Origin of the sequence: Pseudomonas sp. CCI3.1, assembly GCF_034313985.1 — a bacterium.
Taxonomy (GTDB): domain Bacteria; phylum Pseudomonadota; class Gammaproteobacteria; order Pseudomonadales; family Pseudomonadaceae; genus Aquipseudomonas; species Aquipseudomonas psychrophila.
This window is the reverse complement of sequence record NZ_JAVIWO010000001.1, coordinates 4,281,993-4,298,076: the sequence shown is the minus strand read 5'-3', so window position 1 is coordinate 4,298,076 and position 16,084 is coordinate 4,281,993. Positions and strand designations below refer to the sequence as shown.

At 57.4% G+C, this 16,084-nt stretch carries 13 protein-coding genes; 4 read left to right on the top strand and 9 right to left on the bottom strand.

Annotated features, from left to right (window positions below; genetic code table 11):
• Positions 1 to 13 precede the first annotated feature (13 nt).
• The 6 genes from RGV06_RS19705 to pcaR all read right to left on the bottom strand — a co-directional run bounded on the left by RGV06_RS19705 (position 14) and on the right by pcaR (position 6,983).
• On the bottom strand, positions 14 to 1,306 hold the full coding sequence (locus RGV06_RS19705) for an MFS family transporter (RefSeq protein ID WP_019827869.1): 1,293 nt from the start codon (positions 1,304 to 1,306) through the stop codon (positions 14 to 16).
• A gap of 194 nt (positions 1,307 to 1,500) precedes the next feature.
• On the bottom strand, positions 1,501 to 2,706 hold the full coding sequence (gene pcaF / locus RGV06_RS19700; protein ID WP_322150978.1) for a 3-oxoadipyl-CoA thiolase: 1,206 nt from the start codon (positions 2,704 to 2,706) through the stop codon (positions 1,501 to 1,503).
• A complete protein-coding gene (locus tag RGV06_RS19695; protein ID WP_173667421.1) occupies positions 2,703 to 3,485 on the bottom strand; it encodes a CoA-transferase subunit beta in 783 nt (260 codons plus the stop codon). Before RGV06_RS19695 ends, pcaF begins: the two co-directional genes overlap by 4 nt.
• A complete protein-coding gene (locus tag RGV06_RS19690; protein WP_019827872.1) occupies positions 3,482 to 4,339 on the bottom strand; it encodes a CoA transferase subunit A in 858 nt (285 codons plus the stop codon). The genes RGV06_RS19695 and RGV06_RS19690 overlap by 4 nt, the downstream gene beginning before the upstream one ends.
• Before the next feature lie 156 nt (positions 4,340 to 4,495).
• The gene (locus RGV06_RS19685; RefSeq protein WP_046809436.1) at positions 4,496 to 5,842 is read right to left on the bottom strand and encodes an MFS transporter; all 1,347 of its coding nucleotides are present in this window, start codon (positions 5,840 to 5,842) and stop codon (positions 4,496 to 4,498) included.
• 298 nt (positions 5,843 to 6,140) lie between these two features.
• Positions 6,141 to 6,983, bottom strand: a complete 843-nt coding sequence (pcaR, locus tag RGV06_RS19680; RefSeq protein ID WP_019827874.1) for a pca regulon transcriptional regulator PcaR — start codon at positions 6,981 to 6,983, stop codon at positions 6,141 to 6,143.
• Positions 6,984 to 7,656: 673 nt separating this feature from the next.
• Here pcaR and RGV06_RS19675 point away from each other — a divergent pair.
• Positions 7,657 to 7,857 carry a hypothetical protein gene (locus RGV06_RS19675; protein WP_019827875.1) on the top strand — a complete coding sequence of 67 codons (201 nt, stop codon included), beginning with the start codon at positions 7,657 to 7,659 and terminating at the stop codon, positions 7,855 to 7,857.
• A gap of 353 nt (positions 7,858 to 8,210) precedes the next feature.
• Entirely contained in the window at positions 8,211 to 9,683 is a 1,473-nt protein-coding gene (locus RGV06_RS19670; RefSeq protein ID WP_019827876.1) for an inorganic phosphate transporter, read from the top strand.
• Between the two features lie 263 nt (positions 9,684 to 9,946).
• Here the strand turns inward: RGV06_RS19670 and ccoM are convergent, their stop codons facing one another.
• The 3 genes from ccoM to RGV06_RS19655 all read right to left on the bottom strand — a co-directional run bounded on the left by ccoM (position 9,947) and on the right by RGV06_RS19655 (position 10,763).
• Positions 9,947 to 10,057, bottom strand: coding sequence for a cytochrome c oxidase subunit CcoM (gene ccoM / locus RGV06_RS19665; protein WP_016779744.1), 111 nt, complete (start codon positions 10,055 to 10,057; stop codon positions 9,947 to 9,949).
• 149 nt (positions 10,058 to 10,206) lie between these two features.
• A complete protein-coding gene (locus RGV06_RS19660; protein WP_019827877.1) occupies positions 10,207 to 10,368 on the bottom strand; it encodes a hypothetical protein in 162 nt (53 codons plus the stop codon).
• 77 nt (positions 10,369 to 10,445) lie between these two features.
• Positions 10,446 to 10,763, bottom strand: a complete 318-nt coding sequence (locus tag RGV06_RS19655) for a hypothetical protein (RefSeq protein WP_019827878.1) — start codon at positions 10,761 to 10,763, stop codon at positions 10,446 to 10,448.
• 174 nt (positions 10,764 to 10,937) lie between these two features.
• Here RGV06_RS19655 and rapA point away from each other — a divergent pair, with 174 nt between their 5' ends.
• Positions 10,938 to 13,784, top strand: coding sequence for an RNA polymerase-associated protein RapA (rapA, locus tag RGV06_RS19650; RefSeq protein WP_322150973.1), 2,847 nt, complete (start codon positions 10,938 to 10,940; stop codon positions 13,782 to 13,784).
• 263 nt (positions 13,785 to 14,047) lie between these two features.
• On the top strand, positions 14,048 to 16,060 hold the full coding sequence (locus RGV06_RS19645) for an EAL domain-containing protein (RefSeq protein WP_322150971.1): 2,013 nt from the start codon (positions 14,048 to 14,050) through the stop codon (positions 16,058 to 16,060).
• The last annotated feature ends 24 nt before the right edge of the window (positions 16,061 to 16,084 follow it).

Below are 16,084 nucleotides of genomic sequence, written 5' to 3'. Positions count from 1 at the left end.
GCGCGCGGTTACATCACAGATCGTGGTGCAGGTACTTGGGCTGCTTGGGCAAGCGGAAGCTGAACAGGAAGGCAATGGCCATCATGACCGTCACATACCAGTAGAAGCTGTTTTCCATACCCATCGACTTGAGCCCCAGCGCCACATACTCCGCCGAACCACCAAAGATCGCATTGGCGACGGCATACGCCAGCCCCACGCCCAGCGCACGCACCTGCGGCGGGAACATCTCGGCTTTAACCAGCCCGCTGATTGAGGTGTAGAAGCTGACAATCGCCAGCGCCAACGTAATCAACACAAAGGCCAGGAACGGACTGCTGATGGTTTTCAGGGTCAGCAGGATCGGCACCGTGCACAGCGTACCCAGCGCACCAAACCAGAGCATGTTGTTACGTCGACCGATCTTGTCCGCCAGCATGCCGAACAGCGGCTGCATGCACATATATAGAAAGAGCGCACCGGTCATGATGTAACTGGCGGTTTTGGCATGCATACCGGCCGTATTCACCAGGTACTTCTGCATATAGGTGGTAAAGGTGTAGAAAATCAGCGAGCCGCCTGCGGTGTAACCCAACACGGTAATAAACGCTGCCTTATGGTCACGGAACAATGCCCTCACGCTGCCGGCGTCCTTGTCCTGACGGGTTTCGGCACTGGTGGTTTCTTTCAGGGTGCGACGCAGCATCAACGAAATCAGCGCAGCAATGGCACCGATCACAAACGGTACGCGCCAGCCCCAGGCTCGCAGTTCATCTTCTGACAGGAACTGTTGAAGAATCACCACCACCAACACAGCCAACAGTTGCCCGCCGATCAGCGTCACATACTGGAAAGAGGCAAAGAAGCCGCGCTGCCCCTTGAGCGCCACTTCACTCATATAGGTCGCCGTGGTGCCGTATTCGCCCCCCACTGACAGTCCCTGAAACAGTCGCGCCATCAACAGCAGGGCCGGAGCCCAGGCACCAATCGAGGCGTAGGTAGGCAAACAGGCGATGACCAGCGAGCCGGCGCACATCATCAGCACCGAGATCATCATTGAATTCTTTCGCCCATGCTTGTCGGCGACCCGGCCAAACAGCCAGCCACCAATGGGGCGCATCAGAAAGCCGGCCGCGAACACACCGGCGGTGTTGAGCAACTGCACCGTAGGGTCATCGGAGGGGAAAAAAGCAGGCGCAAAGTAAATCGCACAAAAGGCGTAAACGTAAAAGTCGAACCATTCGACAAGGTTGCCGGAGGACGCACCGACAATCGCAAAGATCCTTTTTTTACGCTCCTCTCCTGTGTAGTGAGTTTCTGTTGTCATGTTTATGTACTCATCAGGTTTTAGTTGCAATCAGACACACCTTGCAACATATAGCGCCGTAACCGCAATAAGCCGAACGACTGAGACCGTGGGAGCGAGCCTGCTCGCGAAGGTCTCAAGAGCAACGCGGTTATCCAGTAAACCAGGAGTCTTCGCGAGCAGGCTCGCTCCCACAGAGTCAGTATTGAGCGCTATCAGACCCGCTCTATCGCCAATGCCAGACCTTGCCCAACACCCACGCACATGGTGGCCAGGCCTTTCTTGCCGCCGGTTTTTTCCAACTGATGCAAGGCGGTCATCACAATTCGTGCCCCGCTCATGCCCAGCGGGTGGCCCAGCGCAATGGCACCACCGTTGGGGTTAACCTGCGGCGCGTCATCTGCCAGGCCCAACTCCCGCAATACGGCCAGGCCTTGGCTGGCGAACGCTTCGTTGAGTTCGATCACATCAAAATCGCTGACCGCCAGACCCAGGCGCTCAACCAGCTTGCGTACCGCAGGCACCGGGCCGATGCCCATGACACGCGGCGCCACACCGGCGCTGGCCATGCCCAGGACTCGAGCACGAGGGGCCAGGCCATGACGCTTGACCGCCTCGGCCGACGCCAGAATCAGCGCCGCCGCCCCGTCATTGACCCCCGAGGCATTACCTGCGGTAACGGTCTTGTCCGGGCCGTTGACCGGCTTGAGTTTGCCCAGTGTTTCGAGGCTGGTGTCCGCACGGGGATGTTCATCGTGCTCAACGATGGTTTCGCCCTTTTTATGGGCGATACGAACCGGCACGATTTCTTCGGCGAAGTAACCTGCAGCCTGGGCAGCCGCAGTACGTTGCTGGCTGCGCAGGGCGAAAGCGTCCTGATCGGCGCGAGAAATGTTGTACTCGTCGGCCACGTTGTCCGCCGTCTGTGGCATCGGATCGACACCGTACTGGGCTTTCATCAGCGGGTTGATAAAACGCCAGCCGATGGTGGTGTCTTCCAGCTTCATGTTGCGCGAGAACGCCGCATCGGCCTTGCCCATCACAAACGGCGCTCGTGACATGGACTCAACGCCCCCGGCAATCGCCAACTCCATCTCGCCACTGGCAATGGCGCGGAACGCCGTACCGATGGCATCCATGCCCGAGGCACACAGACGGTTGAGCGTCACGCCGGGAATGGTTGGCGCCAGCCCGGCCAGCAACGCGGCCATGCGGGCTACGTTGCGATTGTCTTCACCGGCCTGGTTGGCGCAGCCGAAAAACACTTCGTCGACTTCGTCCCATTTCACGCTAGGGTTGCGCTCGATCAGTGCCTTGATTGGTGCTGCAGCCAGGTCATCCGCACGAACCGTTGCCAGACCACCGCCAAAACGGCCAATGGGTGTACGAATCGCATCGCAAATAAAGACTTCACGCATCACGCTTCTCCCGGTGCCTGGCCGTGGGCCAGTGCAGTGCGCGCTTCCAGATCGCGCAAGGCCGTCAGCTCAACATCGGTCGGGGCCGCCGTCTGCTGCACGTTGTCGGCAAAGCGAATGGCCCAGCCGGTGGCCGCGATCACTTGCTCGCGGGTCACCCCCGGGTGCAACGCAGTGACCACGAATTCGTTGGTCTGCGCTTCAGGTTCCATGGTGCACAGGTCAGTAATGATCCCGACCGGGCCCGCGCCTGGCAGGCCCAGACGTTTGCGGGAGTCGCCGCCTTCGCCGTGACCTACCGAGGTAATGAAGTCCAGTTTGTCGACAAATGAGCGGGCGGACTGCTTGAGGATAATCAGCACGCTTTTCGCCGACCCGGCGATTTCCGGCGCACCACCTGCACCTGGCAGGCGCACTTTTGGCTGGTGATAGTCGCCGACCACTGTGGTGTTGATATTGCCGAAGCGGTCGACCTGGGCCGCGCCCAGAAAGCCCACATCGACCCGGCCGCCTTGCAGCCAGTAACGGAAGATTTCGCTGGTGGACACCACGGTGTCAGCGGTTTCAGCCAGCTCACCGTCTCCAATCGACAGCGGCAGTACATTGGGCTTGGCGCCAATCGGGCCAGACTCGTAAATCAGCACGACATCGGGCGATGAAGTCAGGCGCGCCAGGTTGGCCGCTTTGGAAGGCAGGCCGATCCCGACAAAACACACCGAGCCGTTTTTCAAACGGCGAGCGGCGGCAACGGTCATCATTTCATTGGTGGAGTAAGTCATTATTTTGCCTCCAGAGCACGGGCCAGCTTGGCCTGGAACTCACTGAAATTTGCAGTGCCATGGATGTATTCGTTGATCCAGGCAGTGAACGTCTCACGGTCGCGAGCAATCGGGTCCCACGCCTGATAGAAGACGTTATCGCGCTCGGTGTAGCCGTGAGCGTAGGAAGGATGCGCGCCGCCCGGCACATGGCATACCGCGCTAAGTGCCCAGGTGGGCAGTACACAGGCGTTCATAGGGGCTTGCAGGTCGTCGACGATTTCTTCAACCGTGACGATGCAGCGCTTGGCCGCCAACGCCGCCTCTTTCTGCACCCCCAAAATGCCCCACAGCAGCACGTTGCCTTTGCGGTCAGCCTTTTGCGCATGAATCACCGTCACGTCCGGACGCACCGCCGGCACGGCGGCCAACACTTCACCCGTGAACGGGCAAGTGACCGTCTTGATCAGCGGGTTGACCTTGGGCAGGTCAGAGCCTGCGTAGGCACGCAGCACGGCGAATGGCAGGCCCGAGGCACCCGCCACGTAGGCGTTGGCCAGGTCGGCATGGCTGTGTTCTTCAATTTCCAGCGGTTGCGGCCACTGCTTCTCAACGGCATCGCGCAGACGATGCAACGAGCCAACACCCGGATTGCCCCCCCAGGAGAAAATCAATTTTCGTGCACAACCGGCACCGATCAACTGGTCGTAGACCAGGTCAGGTGTCATCCGTACTAGGGTCAGATCTTTCTTGCCCTGACGAATGATTTCATGACCCGCTGCAGTCGGAATCAGGTGAGTGAAACCTTCGAGGGCAACGGTGTCGCCATCGCTCACAAATTGTTTCACCGCGTCGTGTAACGAAATGATGTCTGCCATCTGGGGTAGCTCCCGTTTTTTGTAAGCCACTGCGATTGAAGAAAGTGCGCCAGAGCGACACCGGATGCTCAGCAGGTTAAGCCGCAGCTTTCGCTCAAACAATCCGATAATCGACTATGTGTTCGTTAATCGAACACATAGTTAGCACGACAACGATCAGGTTGCGTCCGCATGGCTGACCATGCCCTTGATCAAAACCGCAGCGGTTGCCAGAGCGGCAGGAATCACCAGCGCGGTCAGCACTTGCTCGAAGTTCCAGCCCAGTCCCAGCAGCGTCGCGCCCATCCATGCACCCAGAATTGCACCGAAGCGACCAATGCCAAGCATCCAGGACACCCCCGTGGCGCGGCCTTGGGTCGGGTAGAAACGTGCAGCCAAAGAAGGCATTGCCGATTGCGCACCGTTCACACACATACCGGCCACCAGCACCAGGGTGGCGAGCAGGGTGATGTTGCCCAGGCTCTGGCCCACAGCGTAGGCAAACACCCCGGCCAGCAGGTAGAAAATGCCGATCACCTTGTGCGGATTGAATCGGTCCATCGCCCATCCCACACCCACCGCACTCAGCACCCCGCCGAACTGGAATAGAGCGCCAATGAATGCCGCCTGCTCCATGCTTGCGCCACTGTCACGCATCAACGTCGGTAGCCAGCTGGTGAGCAGATACACAATCACCAGCCCCATGAAATAGGTGAGCCACAGCAACAAGGTGCCCGTGCTGTAGGTGCCGGAAAAAATCACCGCAAACACGTTGCGGGCCTTGACGGTCTTTTGCTCCGGCACACTGAAGCTTGCAGCTTGAGCCACAACTGCCGGATTGATCGGGGCCAAGGCTTTGCGCACGAGCTCAATACTGCGATTGCGTACGACCAGAAAACGCGCCGATTCAGGCAACCACACCACTAAAACCAGGGTCAGGATCAGCGGCAACACCCCGCCGATCAGCAGCAGGCTGTGCCACCCATACATAGGGATCAGCTTGGCCGAGACAAACCCGCCTGCGGCCATGCCCAGGTTGAAGCCGCAGAACATGCCGGTCACCAGCAAGGACTTGTGGCGTTCAGGGGTGTACTCCGACAGCAACGTGGTGGCATTGGGCATCCCGGCCCCCAGTCCCAAACCGGTCAAAAAGCGCAACACCAGTAATTGATCAACGTTGGTGCTGTAGGCCGACGCCAGGCTGAACCCGCCAAAAACCAGTACCGCGACCACCAGCACCACTTTGCGACCAAAACGGTCCGCCAGCGGCCCCGAACCCAACGCACCAAACACCATGCCGATCAGGGCGGCACTCATGACCGGCCCCAGGCTGGCGCGGTCTATGCCCCAGTCCTGAGACAGCGCCGGTGCAATAAAGCCCATTGCAGCGGTGTCCAGGCCATCGAGGAAAACAATCAGAAAACACAGGATCACCACGCGCCACTGGTAGCGTGACAAGGGTTGAGCATTGATGAAGGACTGCACATCAAGGCAGTTGCCGACGGGAGACTGGGGTGAATTCATTATTTTTATACCGAGTAAAAACCAGGGCGAACAAAAACCGGCCAGAGGCTGGCGGCTCACACTAAAAACTATCGGGGGATCAGCGAATCTTCGGGCGACTGTGCAGTGACTGCGTCAATGACGGACAGATTGGGGTGCTCATGGCGTGTAGCCTCTTCATTATTATTTTGGCCAGGTGCCGAAGAACGCGCAGCGGACTTCGAACGGGGCGCTGAGGCGACATTAAGCAGCGCACTGCCAGCACGCAATTCGATAAACGCTTAAGTGTGCGTTTATCGAACGCTTAGTAGCTGCTGCATCAACTGAACAACTGGGTACTCAGCTCACGGCTTGCGCTGAGCATGATCGGTAAAAAGCGCTGTTCAAGCTCGGTGCGAGTAACCCGACCCGCGTGAGTGCTGACGTTCAAGGCTGCCAGCACTTGCCCGGAAGCGTCATACACCGGCACGGCAATCGAGCGCAGGCCTTGCTCCAGTTCTTGATCGACCACACACCAGCCTTGCTCCCGCACTTGCTGCAAACATTCAAGCAAGGCCTCGGGTGTGTGCAGGGTACGGCTGGTTTTAGCCTGGAACTCACCGTGGGCCAGGTATTCGTGCAACGTCACATCATCCAGCGCTGCCAGCAGGATGCGTCCCATCGAGGTGCAATAGGCAGGCAGACGGCCACCTACCGACAGATCTACCGAGATCAGGCGCTGGGTCGTTGCCGAGCGGGCGATGTAGAGGATGTCATCGCCTTCGAGGGTCGCCATGTTGCACGCCTCGTGCAATTGTTCGCTCATGCGGTCCAGATACGGTTGGGCCGTTACCGCCAGCGGCGTCGACGACAGATAGGCATGGCCCAGGGTCAGCACTTTAGGCAGCAAGGAATAGGTTCGGCCATCGGTGGTCGCATAACCGAGCTTGATCAGGGTGTACAGGCAGCGGCGCACTGCGGCCCGCGGGATTTCAGTGCGATGGCTGATCTGCGCAATGGTCAGATGCCGTTTGCGCTCCTGAAACGCCTGCACGACCGCCAGGCCTCGGGCCAGCGACGACATAAAGTCAGGGTCGCCGGTAAATGCCTGTATACGCTTGGCCGGTGACGCCACAATCGGTGGCGCGATACTGGCTACGCCATTGCGCAGTTGATCATTCATTCCCAACCCCCAGCTTCAGCTATTTATAGTTATGGCACGCCGGGCGATTATCGAACCGTTGGCCGATAATCGCAATCTCAACCCTCTTCGACAGCCCCTGGTTAGCCTGTCATACGTTCTCCCGGCATTAATTGAAGTCATTAGCCCCGCGCAAACATACGGAGCAATGATAGAAAACGTCTATTTTATATCGAGTCAGGTTAAGTTCAGCCAGAGGGTTAAATAACTTGATTGTCCAACTACCGGGGAGCGCATTAATAGAGTGACACGACCGGACTGTTCGATAATTCACACCCATTTATAACACTGCACTCACTGGGAAGTTGACGGACGTAAAGTTATTCGGCGATAGTAATAGCACTTTAGGGCCGAACGTTTTTGAGCGCACAAGCTCAAGCCTGTGCGAAAGATTGGATCCAACCAACTCGTTGAGTTCAATAGAGACTCATGGCGCTACCGTAATGTGCATCGTGTGTTGTTTCCCTGCGGGGTGAACACTTACCAACGGCGACGTTCATGTGTTAGTTGATGACGTGCCCGAGTGCATCGCGTGGTTTATTTAAGCGTGACGTTATAAATAGGCAATTGCCTTATCGCCTATCATTCGTCATATGAATCAACCTCCCTGCACGGTGATTCACCAGGTTTAATCTCAACTCAATTAGGTAAGACAGTGACGAAAGACGAACTGCGCGCAGAACTTGAGCGTCAGGAACAACGTTTCAAGGATGTTTATGGTGGCGAAGTGACGACCTACGCCGCTCAGTCAGAGCCCGGGCGTAAACCTTGGCGCAAACGTGCCAGTCTGCTCGACCAGGCTTTCACCCAAGAAATCCAGAAAATCGAAAAAGAACTCAAAGCCGAAGAGCCCTGACCAGCGTCTGAAAATCTGTACAGACAACGGCTTGCTGCCCCTTGCGCACCCGCCATTTGCATGAACGGATGTGGCTGCTGGCAATGTAAGAGCCCAAACCGATCCCGCAGCAACCTCTGATTTGATAAATTTCATGTAGTCGGATCAGACCAGCGCAAGCGCTTGAGCGTGCCCTTCGAAACCCCCTATAGCCTTTGGTATCAGTGGTTTGAAGGGAATTTCCTACGCCTATTTATAGAAGCCCCTTACGAGTTTTTTCATTTATAGATGTTACCAACGGGCAGCTAGTGCATTGATTACCGGGGTTTTCTGGCATAATCCGCCCCCCTTTATGACCGTGTCAGAAAACCTTCATGATCGATCTATTAAGCGGATTGGACGCCTGGGTTCTTATCAGCCTCTTCTTCGCCCTAGCCTTTGTTCTCGCGTTTGAGTTCATCAACGGCTTTCATGACACCGCGAACGCGGTTGCGACAGTCATCTACACCAAAGCCATGCCGCCTCATCTGGCGGTGTTCTTTTCCGGTGTGTTCAACTTCCTCGGCGTTCTGCTGGGCGGGGTCGGCGTGGCTTATGCCATCGTCCACCTGCTACCGGTAGAGCTGCTGGTCAATGTGAACACCGGACATGGCCTGGCCATGGTGTTCTCCTTGCTTGCAGCGGCCATCACCTGGAACCTCGGAACATGGTATTTCGGGATTCCCGCGTCAAGCTCCCACACCCTGATCGGTTCGATCCTGGGCGTAGGTCTGGCCAATGCCCTGATCAGCGGCATTCCGGTAAGCGACGGGGTTAACTGGCAGAAGGCGATCGATATTGGCGCCTCGCTGGTGTTCTCGCCAATGGCCGGCTTCCTGGTTGCTGGCCTGGTGTTGATCGCCCTGAAGTGGTGGCGTCCTGCATCCAAGATGCACAAGACTCCGGAGCAACGCCGCAAGCTGGACGACAAAAAGCATCCGCCGTTCTGGAACCGTCTCGTTCTGGTGATCTCGGCCATGGCCGTCAGCTTTGTTCACGGCTCCAACGATGGCCAGAAAGGCATCGGCCTGATCATGCTGGTACTGATCGGCATCGTGCCAAGCGCGTTCGTTCTGGATCTGAACAGCACCACTTACCAGATCGAACGAACCCGTGACGCCACCCTGCACCTGAGCCAGTTCTATCAGCGCAACAATGCGTCGCTGACCGAGTTCCTGGCGCTGGGCAAAAGCGTAAAAGGCGACTTGCCGGATCAGTTCAGCTGCAACCCGCAGCAAACCGAACCGACCATCGAGGCGCTGCTTGGCTCGCTTAAAGGCGTAGCAGACTACCACTCGATTCCAGCTGAAAAACGTATCGAGATCCGTCGCTACCTGCTTTGCCTGGATGACACGGCGAAGAAAGTCAGCAAATTGCCAGTGCTTGATTCCCGCGAAAAAGCGGACCTCGAAAAACTGCGCAAAGACCTGACCGCCACCACTGAATACGCCCCGTTCTGGGTGATTCTGGCCGTCGCACTGGCCTTGGGCCTGGGCACAATGGTTGGCTGGAAACGCGTGGTTAAAACCATCGGTGAGAAGATCGGCAAGCAGGGCATGACCTATGCCCAGGGTATGGCAGCTCAGATCACCACAGCCTTCGCAATCGGTATGGCCAACATCTTCTCCCTGCCCGTATCGACCACGCACATTCTGTCGTCGGGCGTGGCGGGCACCATGGTCGCCAACAAAAGCGGCCTGCAAGGTGGCACGATCAAGACCATCCTGATGGCGTGGGTGCTGACCTTACCGGCCACCATCGCACTGTCTGCGACACTGTTCTGGCTGGCGTCCAAAGCTCTCGCCTGATTCAGCGACGAACAAAAAAGGTACGTTCCTCACGGGCCGTACCTTTTTTTATGCCGCAACAATTTGTGGGAGCGAGCCTGCTCGCGAAGGATATGAGCATCAGCGTGCATTGACTGGAAAGTCGCGATCTACTTGAGGTTTTCCCGAGCAGGCTAGCTCCCTCAGAGGGGTGAAATGCTGTAGACAAAACGCACAGGCAAAAAAATAGGCGACCGAAGTCGCCCAAAATGCCTTGCGTGCTCATTCACTAAAAAGACTCGGCGCTATTTGCGCTTCTGGGAGTCTTTCCAGATAAAAATGCCCAGACCTGCGAAAAACAACACCATGAGGCCGACCGTAAGAACTCCGGCGATAACCACATTATCGAGAAACATGACGGCCTCCTGCGCAAGTCTGATTGTGTGTCTGTTGAAGCTAGATTAATCACTTGCATAGGCGCACAACTTGACCGGGATCAATAGTGATCCACGGCCAGTGCTCAGTTGAGGGGATTATTTGACGCAGATCATCGAAAACAGGCAGTTCAGCGCTTTTTCGGTTTTTTCTTCGGCTTTTTCGCAGCTTTTGCCAACGGCATTGCCTGTTCAAATGCGTTGCGCACTTCGATCAAGCGTTTTTCATTGAGGTCGTGTACTCGTTTGGCGCGCTCGGCGCCCAGATCGACCAGCTTGGTGTCTTGGCTCATAAACAATCAGACCACTGTCAGTGTGTTTCAGTGCGCCAATAATGCGATGCGAGCTACGCGCTGACCAGAAAAAAAACCTACACCTTGATATCGACCCACACCCCCTGGCGCTGGAGGCCATCAACCACGGGCGCAACCGGCACACCGTCTTCGGCCCTTGCTTGCGCTCCCCCTTCCTGCTCCCGGGCTTCACGACGACGTTTGTCATGTTGACGCTGCTGCTCTTCGCGCAACAGCAGCGTGGTCTGATCGGCATCGTTGTTCTTCAGATCAATGGCACATTCACTGGAACTGGCTTGGGCCGGCGCCACGGGCGGAATGTCGGGTCGAGGACGCACGGGGTCCTGTGCGGAGGTCACGGGTACGGCACCCAGCGGCAAGATTGACGGCAACATAGTTATTGTTCTCCTGTCTTCTGGCTGTCGGCGACGGCAACCTGTAGCGGTGGGCCGTTCGTCGATAACTGCATTGGCTTCTTTTATGCCGGGCAGCTTTTTATGAGAGTCCTTTGGACTGGGGCCACTGATCCGTTAATATACTCGGCTTTTTCAAAGCGGGAGTCAGGCAGCATGGCGCAGCAGTATCAACCGGGGCAACGCTGGATTAGTGACAGCGAAGCAGAGCTAGGTTTAGGCACCGTTCTGGCACAGGACGGTCGCTTGTTGACCGTGCTCTATCCGGCCACTGGCGAAACCCGCCAATATTCGCTGCGCAACGCACCGCTCACGCGTGTTCGGTTCTCGCCAGGTGACACCATCATCCACTTCGAAGGCTGGAAGATGACCGTGCGCGAAGTCGAGGACGTCGACGGCCTGATGGTCTACCACGGCCTCAACGAGCAAAACGAACCCGTGACCCTGCCAGAAACCCAACTGTCGAACTTTATCCAGTTCCGTCTGGCCAGCGACCGTTTGTTTGCCGGTCAAATCGATCCGCTGTCCTGGTTCTCGCTGCGCTACCACACCCTTGAACACACCAGCCGTCAGCTGCAGTCGCCGCTGTGGGGCCTGGGTGGGGTGCGTGCGCAACCTATTGCACACCAACTGCATATTGCCCGCGAAGTGGCAGACCGTATTGCTCCACGGGTTTTGCTGGCCGACGAAGTAGGCCTGGGCAAAACCATTGAAGCCGGCCTGGTCATTCACCGCCAACTGCTCAGTGGCCGCGCCAACCGCGTATTGATCGTAGTCCCGGAAAACCTGCAGCACCAATGGCTGGTCGAGATGCGTCGTCGCTTCAACCTCGAAGTGGCGCTGTTCGATGAAGAACGCTTTATCGAAAGCGATGCCAGCAACCCGTTCGAAGACTGCCAACTGGCACTGGTTGCCCTGGAATGGCTGGTTGACGACCCCAAGGCCCAGGCCGCGCTGTTTGATGCCGACTGGGACCTGCTGGTGGTCGACGAAGCGCACCATTTGGTGTGGCATGAAGACAACGTCAGCCCCGAGTACGGCCTGGTTGAACAGCTCGCCGGCGTAATCCCGGGCGTACTGCTGCTTACCGCAACGCCAGAGCAACTGGGTCAGGACAGCCACTTTGCGCGCTTGCGCCTGCTGGACCCTAACCGTTTCCACGATCTGGCCGCGTTCCGCGCCGAAAGCGAAAACTATCGCCCGGTGGCTCAAGCCGTTCAGGAGTTGCTGGATAAAGGCAGCCTGTCACCCGAAGCTCATCAAACCATCCACGGCTTCCTCGGTGCCGAAGGCGATACCCTGCTGGCCGCCGTCAATGATGGCGATGCAGAGGCCAGCGCCCGTCTGGTCCGCGAGCTGCTTGATCGCCACGGCACCGGTCGCGTCCTGTTCCGTAACACCCGCGCTGCGATCCAGGGCTTCCCGGAGCGCAAGCTGCACGCGTACCCGCTGCCGTGCCCGGCCGAATACCTTGAGCTGCCGCTGGGCGAACACGCCGAGCTGTACCCGGAAGTCAGCTTCCAGTCCCAGCCTGATGCCAGTGATGAAGAACGCTGGTGGCGCTTTGACCCTCGGGTTGAGTGGCTGACCGACACCCTGAAAATGCTCAAGCGCACCAAAGTACTGGTCATTTGCGCCCACGCCGAAACCGCTATGGATCTGGAAGACGCCCTGCGCGTGCGTTCCGGCATTCCTGCAACGGTCTTCCACGAAGGCATGAACATTCTTGAACGTGACCGCGCAGCGGCCTACTTCGCAGATGAAGAGTTTGGCGCGCAAGTGCTGATCTGTTCCGAAATCGGCAGCGAAGGCCGTAACTTCCAGTTTGCCCACCATTTGGTACTGTTCGACCTGCCATCCCACCCGGACTTGCTGGAGCAGCGTATCGGCCGTCTGGACCGTATCGGCCAGAAGCACATCATCGAACTGCACGTGCCGTACCTTGAAACCAGCCCGCAACAGCGTCTGTTCCAGTGGTACCACGAAGCGCTAAATGCCTTCCTCAATACCTGCCCGACCGGCAACGCCCTGCAACACCAGTTCGGCCCACGCCTGTTGCCGTTGCTTGAAGCTGCGGACGATCACGAGTGGCAGGCACTGATCGACGAAGCGCGCCTTGAGCGCGAGCGTCTTGAGCAAGAACTGCACACTGGCCGCGATCGCTTGCTGGAGCTTAACTCCGGCGGCTCGGGCGAAGGCGAAGCGCTGGTTGAAGCGATCCTTGAGCAAGACGATCAGTTCACCCTGCCGATCTACATGGAAACCCTGTTTAACGCCTTTGGCATCGACAGCGAAGACCATTCCGAGAACGCGCTGATCCTGAAGCCAAGCGAAAAAATGCTCGACGCCAGCTTCCCGCTGGGCGACGACGAGGGTGTGACCATCACCTACGACCGCAACCAGGCCCTGTCACGCGAAGACATGCAGTTCATCACCTGGGAACACCCGATGGTGCAAGGCGGCATGGACCTCGTGCTGTCAGGCTCGATGGGCAACACCGCCGTCGCCCTGATCAAGAACAAGGCGCTCAAGCCTGGCACCGTGTTACTCGAGCTGATTTACGTCAGTGAAGTGGTAGCCCCGCGTTCACTGCAACTGGGTCGCTACCTGCCCCCTGCCGCCCTGCGCTGCCTGCTCGATGCCAACGGTAACGACCTGTCGTCCCGCGTGGCTTTCGACACCCTGAATGAGCAACTGGAAAGCGTGCCCCGTGCAAGCGCCAACAAGTTCGTTCAGGCCCAGCGCGATCAGCTGACGCCAAAGATCAATGCCGGTGAAGCCAAGATTGCACCCCGCCATGCTGAGCGCGTGGCCGAAGCGCAGCGCCGTCTGGCCGCCGACACCGAAGAAGAACTGGCACGTCTGACCGCCCTGCAAGCGGTCAACCCAAGCGTTCGGGACAGCGAACTGGTTGCCTTGCGCAAGCAGCGTGAACAAAGCCTGGCCATGCTTGAAAAAGCAGCCTTGCGCCTTGAAGCCATTCGCGTGCTGGTAGCGGGTTAAAAACCCATGACCTGTGGGAGCGGGCTTGCTCGCGATAGGATCAACGCGGTGATTCAGTTTCACCACATTGATCCTATCGCGAGCAAGCCCGCTCCCACATTTCTGACCGTTCAGATATGACGTAACTGACTATAAACCACCGCCCTAATAACAAAATGATCACTATCATTTTGCCACTACCCCTGCCTGCCTCAATCCAGCTTCTATACTTGATCCCAAGCTAGCAACTTTCGACTAGCACATCTGGATTGCCGAGGCGTGCAATGGAAAGGCTAGGGTTGCAACTTCTGGGTGAGCCTTCAGATAACGCGCAACTGCTGTTGATCGGCGGCTACAGCCCCTATCTGGTATTTCTCGCCTGGCTGGTTGCCTGTACTGCGTGCCTGGCCACGCTTAACCTGCTCGACCGCTGCGCCAATGCAGAAAAAGCAGCCGCTAAAAACGTTTGGCGATGGATCAGTGTCAGCTGCTTGGCGACCGGTATCTGGGCCATGTACACCATCTGCCTGCTGGCGTTTGAATCCCCCCTAGAATCTCGTTACAGCCTGGCGGTGGGCGTTGGCTCACTGCTGACCGCCTTGATCGCAGCGTTGGTGATTGTGCAAGTGTTCAATCACATCACAACTTGGCGCTCAAGCACTGGTTTGCTGCATCAACTGTTCAAATATGCCCTGTGCATGGCTGCGGCCGGGATTCTGCTCTGCGCTTGCTTCTTCAGCATGTCGGCATTCGGCGATACACCGGCGAGCCAGTCAGATGCCGACAGCAAGAACTGGCAACTGGCTCTAGTGGTCGCCCTGATTGCGCTGTTGTTGATTGGTAGTTGCATCAGCGCCGCGATCGTCGACAAAAAGCTGCAACTCAAGGAGCACGACCTGAGACGGGTAAACGCCTTGCTCAGCCAACTCGACCAGGCGCGCGCCTCATTGCAGCAGGTAGCTCATTACGACCCTCTGACTAACTTGATCAATCGACGGGGTTTCAACCAGTTATTCGCAGAAAAGCTCATTGATTGCACCGCCAGAAACAGCAAGTTGGCCGTGATGTTTCTCGACATTGACCACTTCAAACGCATCAATGACAGCCTGGGCCACGACGCGGGCGATGAACTGCTCAAGGTGATCGCGGCCCGCATCAAACATGCCACTCGCAGCCACGATGATGTCGTTGCGCGTTTCGGCGGTGACGAGTTCTGTATCTTGATCAACCTTAGCCACCACGATGAAGCGCAAAGCATGGGCCATCGCATCATGCTCAAATTGAAAGAGCCCATCGAGCTGTCTGGAAGACAGATGGTAATGACCACCAGCATTGGCATCAGTGTGTTTCCGCAAGACGGTATCACCAGCGCTGAGTTGCTCAAACATGCCGACCTGGCGCTTTACCAGTCAAAGGGCAACGGGCGTAACAATCTGACCTTTTTTAGCCCAAACCTTAAAACCCGTGCATCCCTTGAATTGCAGATAGAAGAAGAGCTGCGCAACGCGCTCAATGAAGACAAAGGACTGTTCCTGCATTACCAGCCCATCTTTGACTTAAAGAACGGCCGTGTCGCCAAACTCGAAGCTCTGGTGCGCTGGCAGCATCCCGAACACGGTTTGCTTGGCCCGGACCGCTTTATCAGCATCGCCGAGGCTAACGGGCTGATTGCCGAGCTGGACCATTGGGTGTTGCGCAAAGCCTGTCATGACCTCGCAGCCCTTTCCCGGCAGGGATGGCAGCATCTGGGGATTGCCGTGAATTGCTCGGCGCGCAATCTGGTGCGGGTGGAGCTGGCCGACGAAATCGAAAGCGCTCTGCGCACCTCGGGCATCGCTGCGCATCGACTGGAACTGGAAGTCACCGAAAACGCCCTGATGTGCAACTTGAGCAGCACCTCGCAGTTGTTACGTCAGATCCGGGCACTTGGCGTGTCGCTGTCCATTGACGATTTCGGTACCGGCTATTCATCTTTGGCCTACTTGAAACGTCTACCGCTCAATACCTTGAAAATAGACCGCTCCTTTATCCAGGACATACCGACCTCCAGTCAGGACATGGAGATCGTCCAGGCCATTATCCTCATGGCCCACACCCTGCACTTGCAAGTAGTCACTGAAGGTGTGGAGACCACCCAGCAATTCGAATTCCTGAACCAGTTTGGTTGCGACTTTATCCAGGGCTATCTGCTCAGTCGCCCCGTTCCCTTCGAGGCGCTGCAAGAGATTCTCGAACAGCTCGACAAACGGCCGGTGCCTGCTGCGGATCACACCACGTTTGTACTCACCCGCCAGTAGCGGCACAGCTGCCATCCACGCATA

Bases quoted from the DNA above. Each gene is read 5' to 3' on its own strand.
- RGV06_RS19705 (WP_019827869.1), bottom strand. From the start codon at position 1,306: ATGACAACAGAAACTCACTACACAGGAGAGGAGCGTAAAAAAAGGATC.
- rapA (WP_322150973.1), top strand. From the start codon at position 10,938: ATGGCGCAGCAGTATCAACCGGGGCAACGCTGGATTAGTGACAGCGAA.
- RGV06_RS19655 (WP_019827878.1), bottom strand. From the start codon at position 10,763: ATGTTGCCGTCAATCTTGCCGCTGGGTGCCGTACCCGTGACCTCCGCA.
- pcaR (WP_019827874.1), bottom strand. From the start codon at position 6,983: ATGAATGATCAACTGCGCAATGGCGTAGCCAGTATCGCGCCACCGATT.
- RGV06_RS19685 (WP_046809436.1), bottom strand. From the start codon at position 5,842: ATGAATTCACCCCAGTCTCCCGTCGGCAACTGCCTTGATGTGCAGTCC.
- RGV06_RS19670 (WP_019827876.1), top strand. From the start codon at position 8,211: ATGATCGATCTATTAAGCGGATTGGACGCCTGGGTTCTTATCAGCCTC.
- ccoM (WP_016779744.1), bottom strand. From the start codon at position 10,057: ATGTTTCTCGATAATGTGGTTATCGCCGGAGTTCTTACGGTCGGCCTC.
- RGV06_RS19660 (WP_019827877.1), bottom strand. From the start codon at position 10,368: ATGAGCCAAGACACCAAGCTGGTCGATCTGGGCGCCGAGCGCGCCAAA.
- RGV06_RS19645 (WP_322150971.1), top strand. From the start codon at position 14,048: ATGGAAAGGCTAGGGTTGCAACTTCTGGGTGAGCCTTCAGATAACGCG.
- RGV06_RS19690 (WP_019827872.1), bottom strand. From the start codon at position 4,339: ATGGCAGACATCATTTCGTTACACGACGCGGTGAAACAATTTGTGAGC.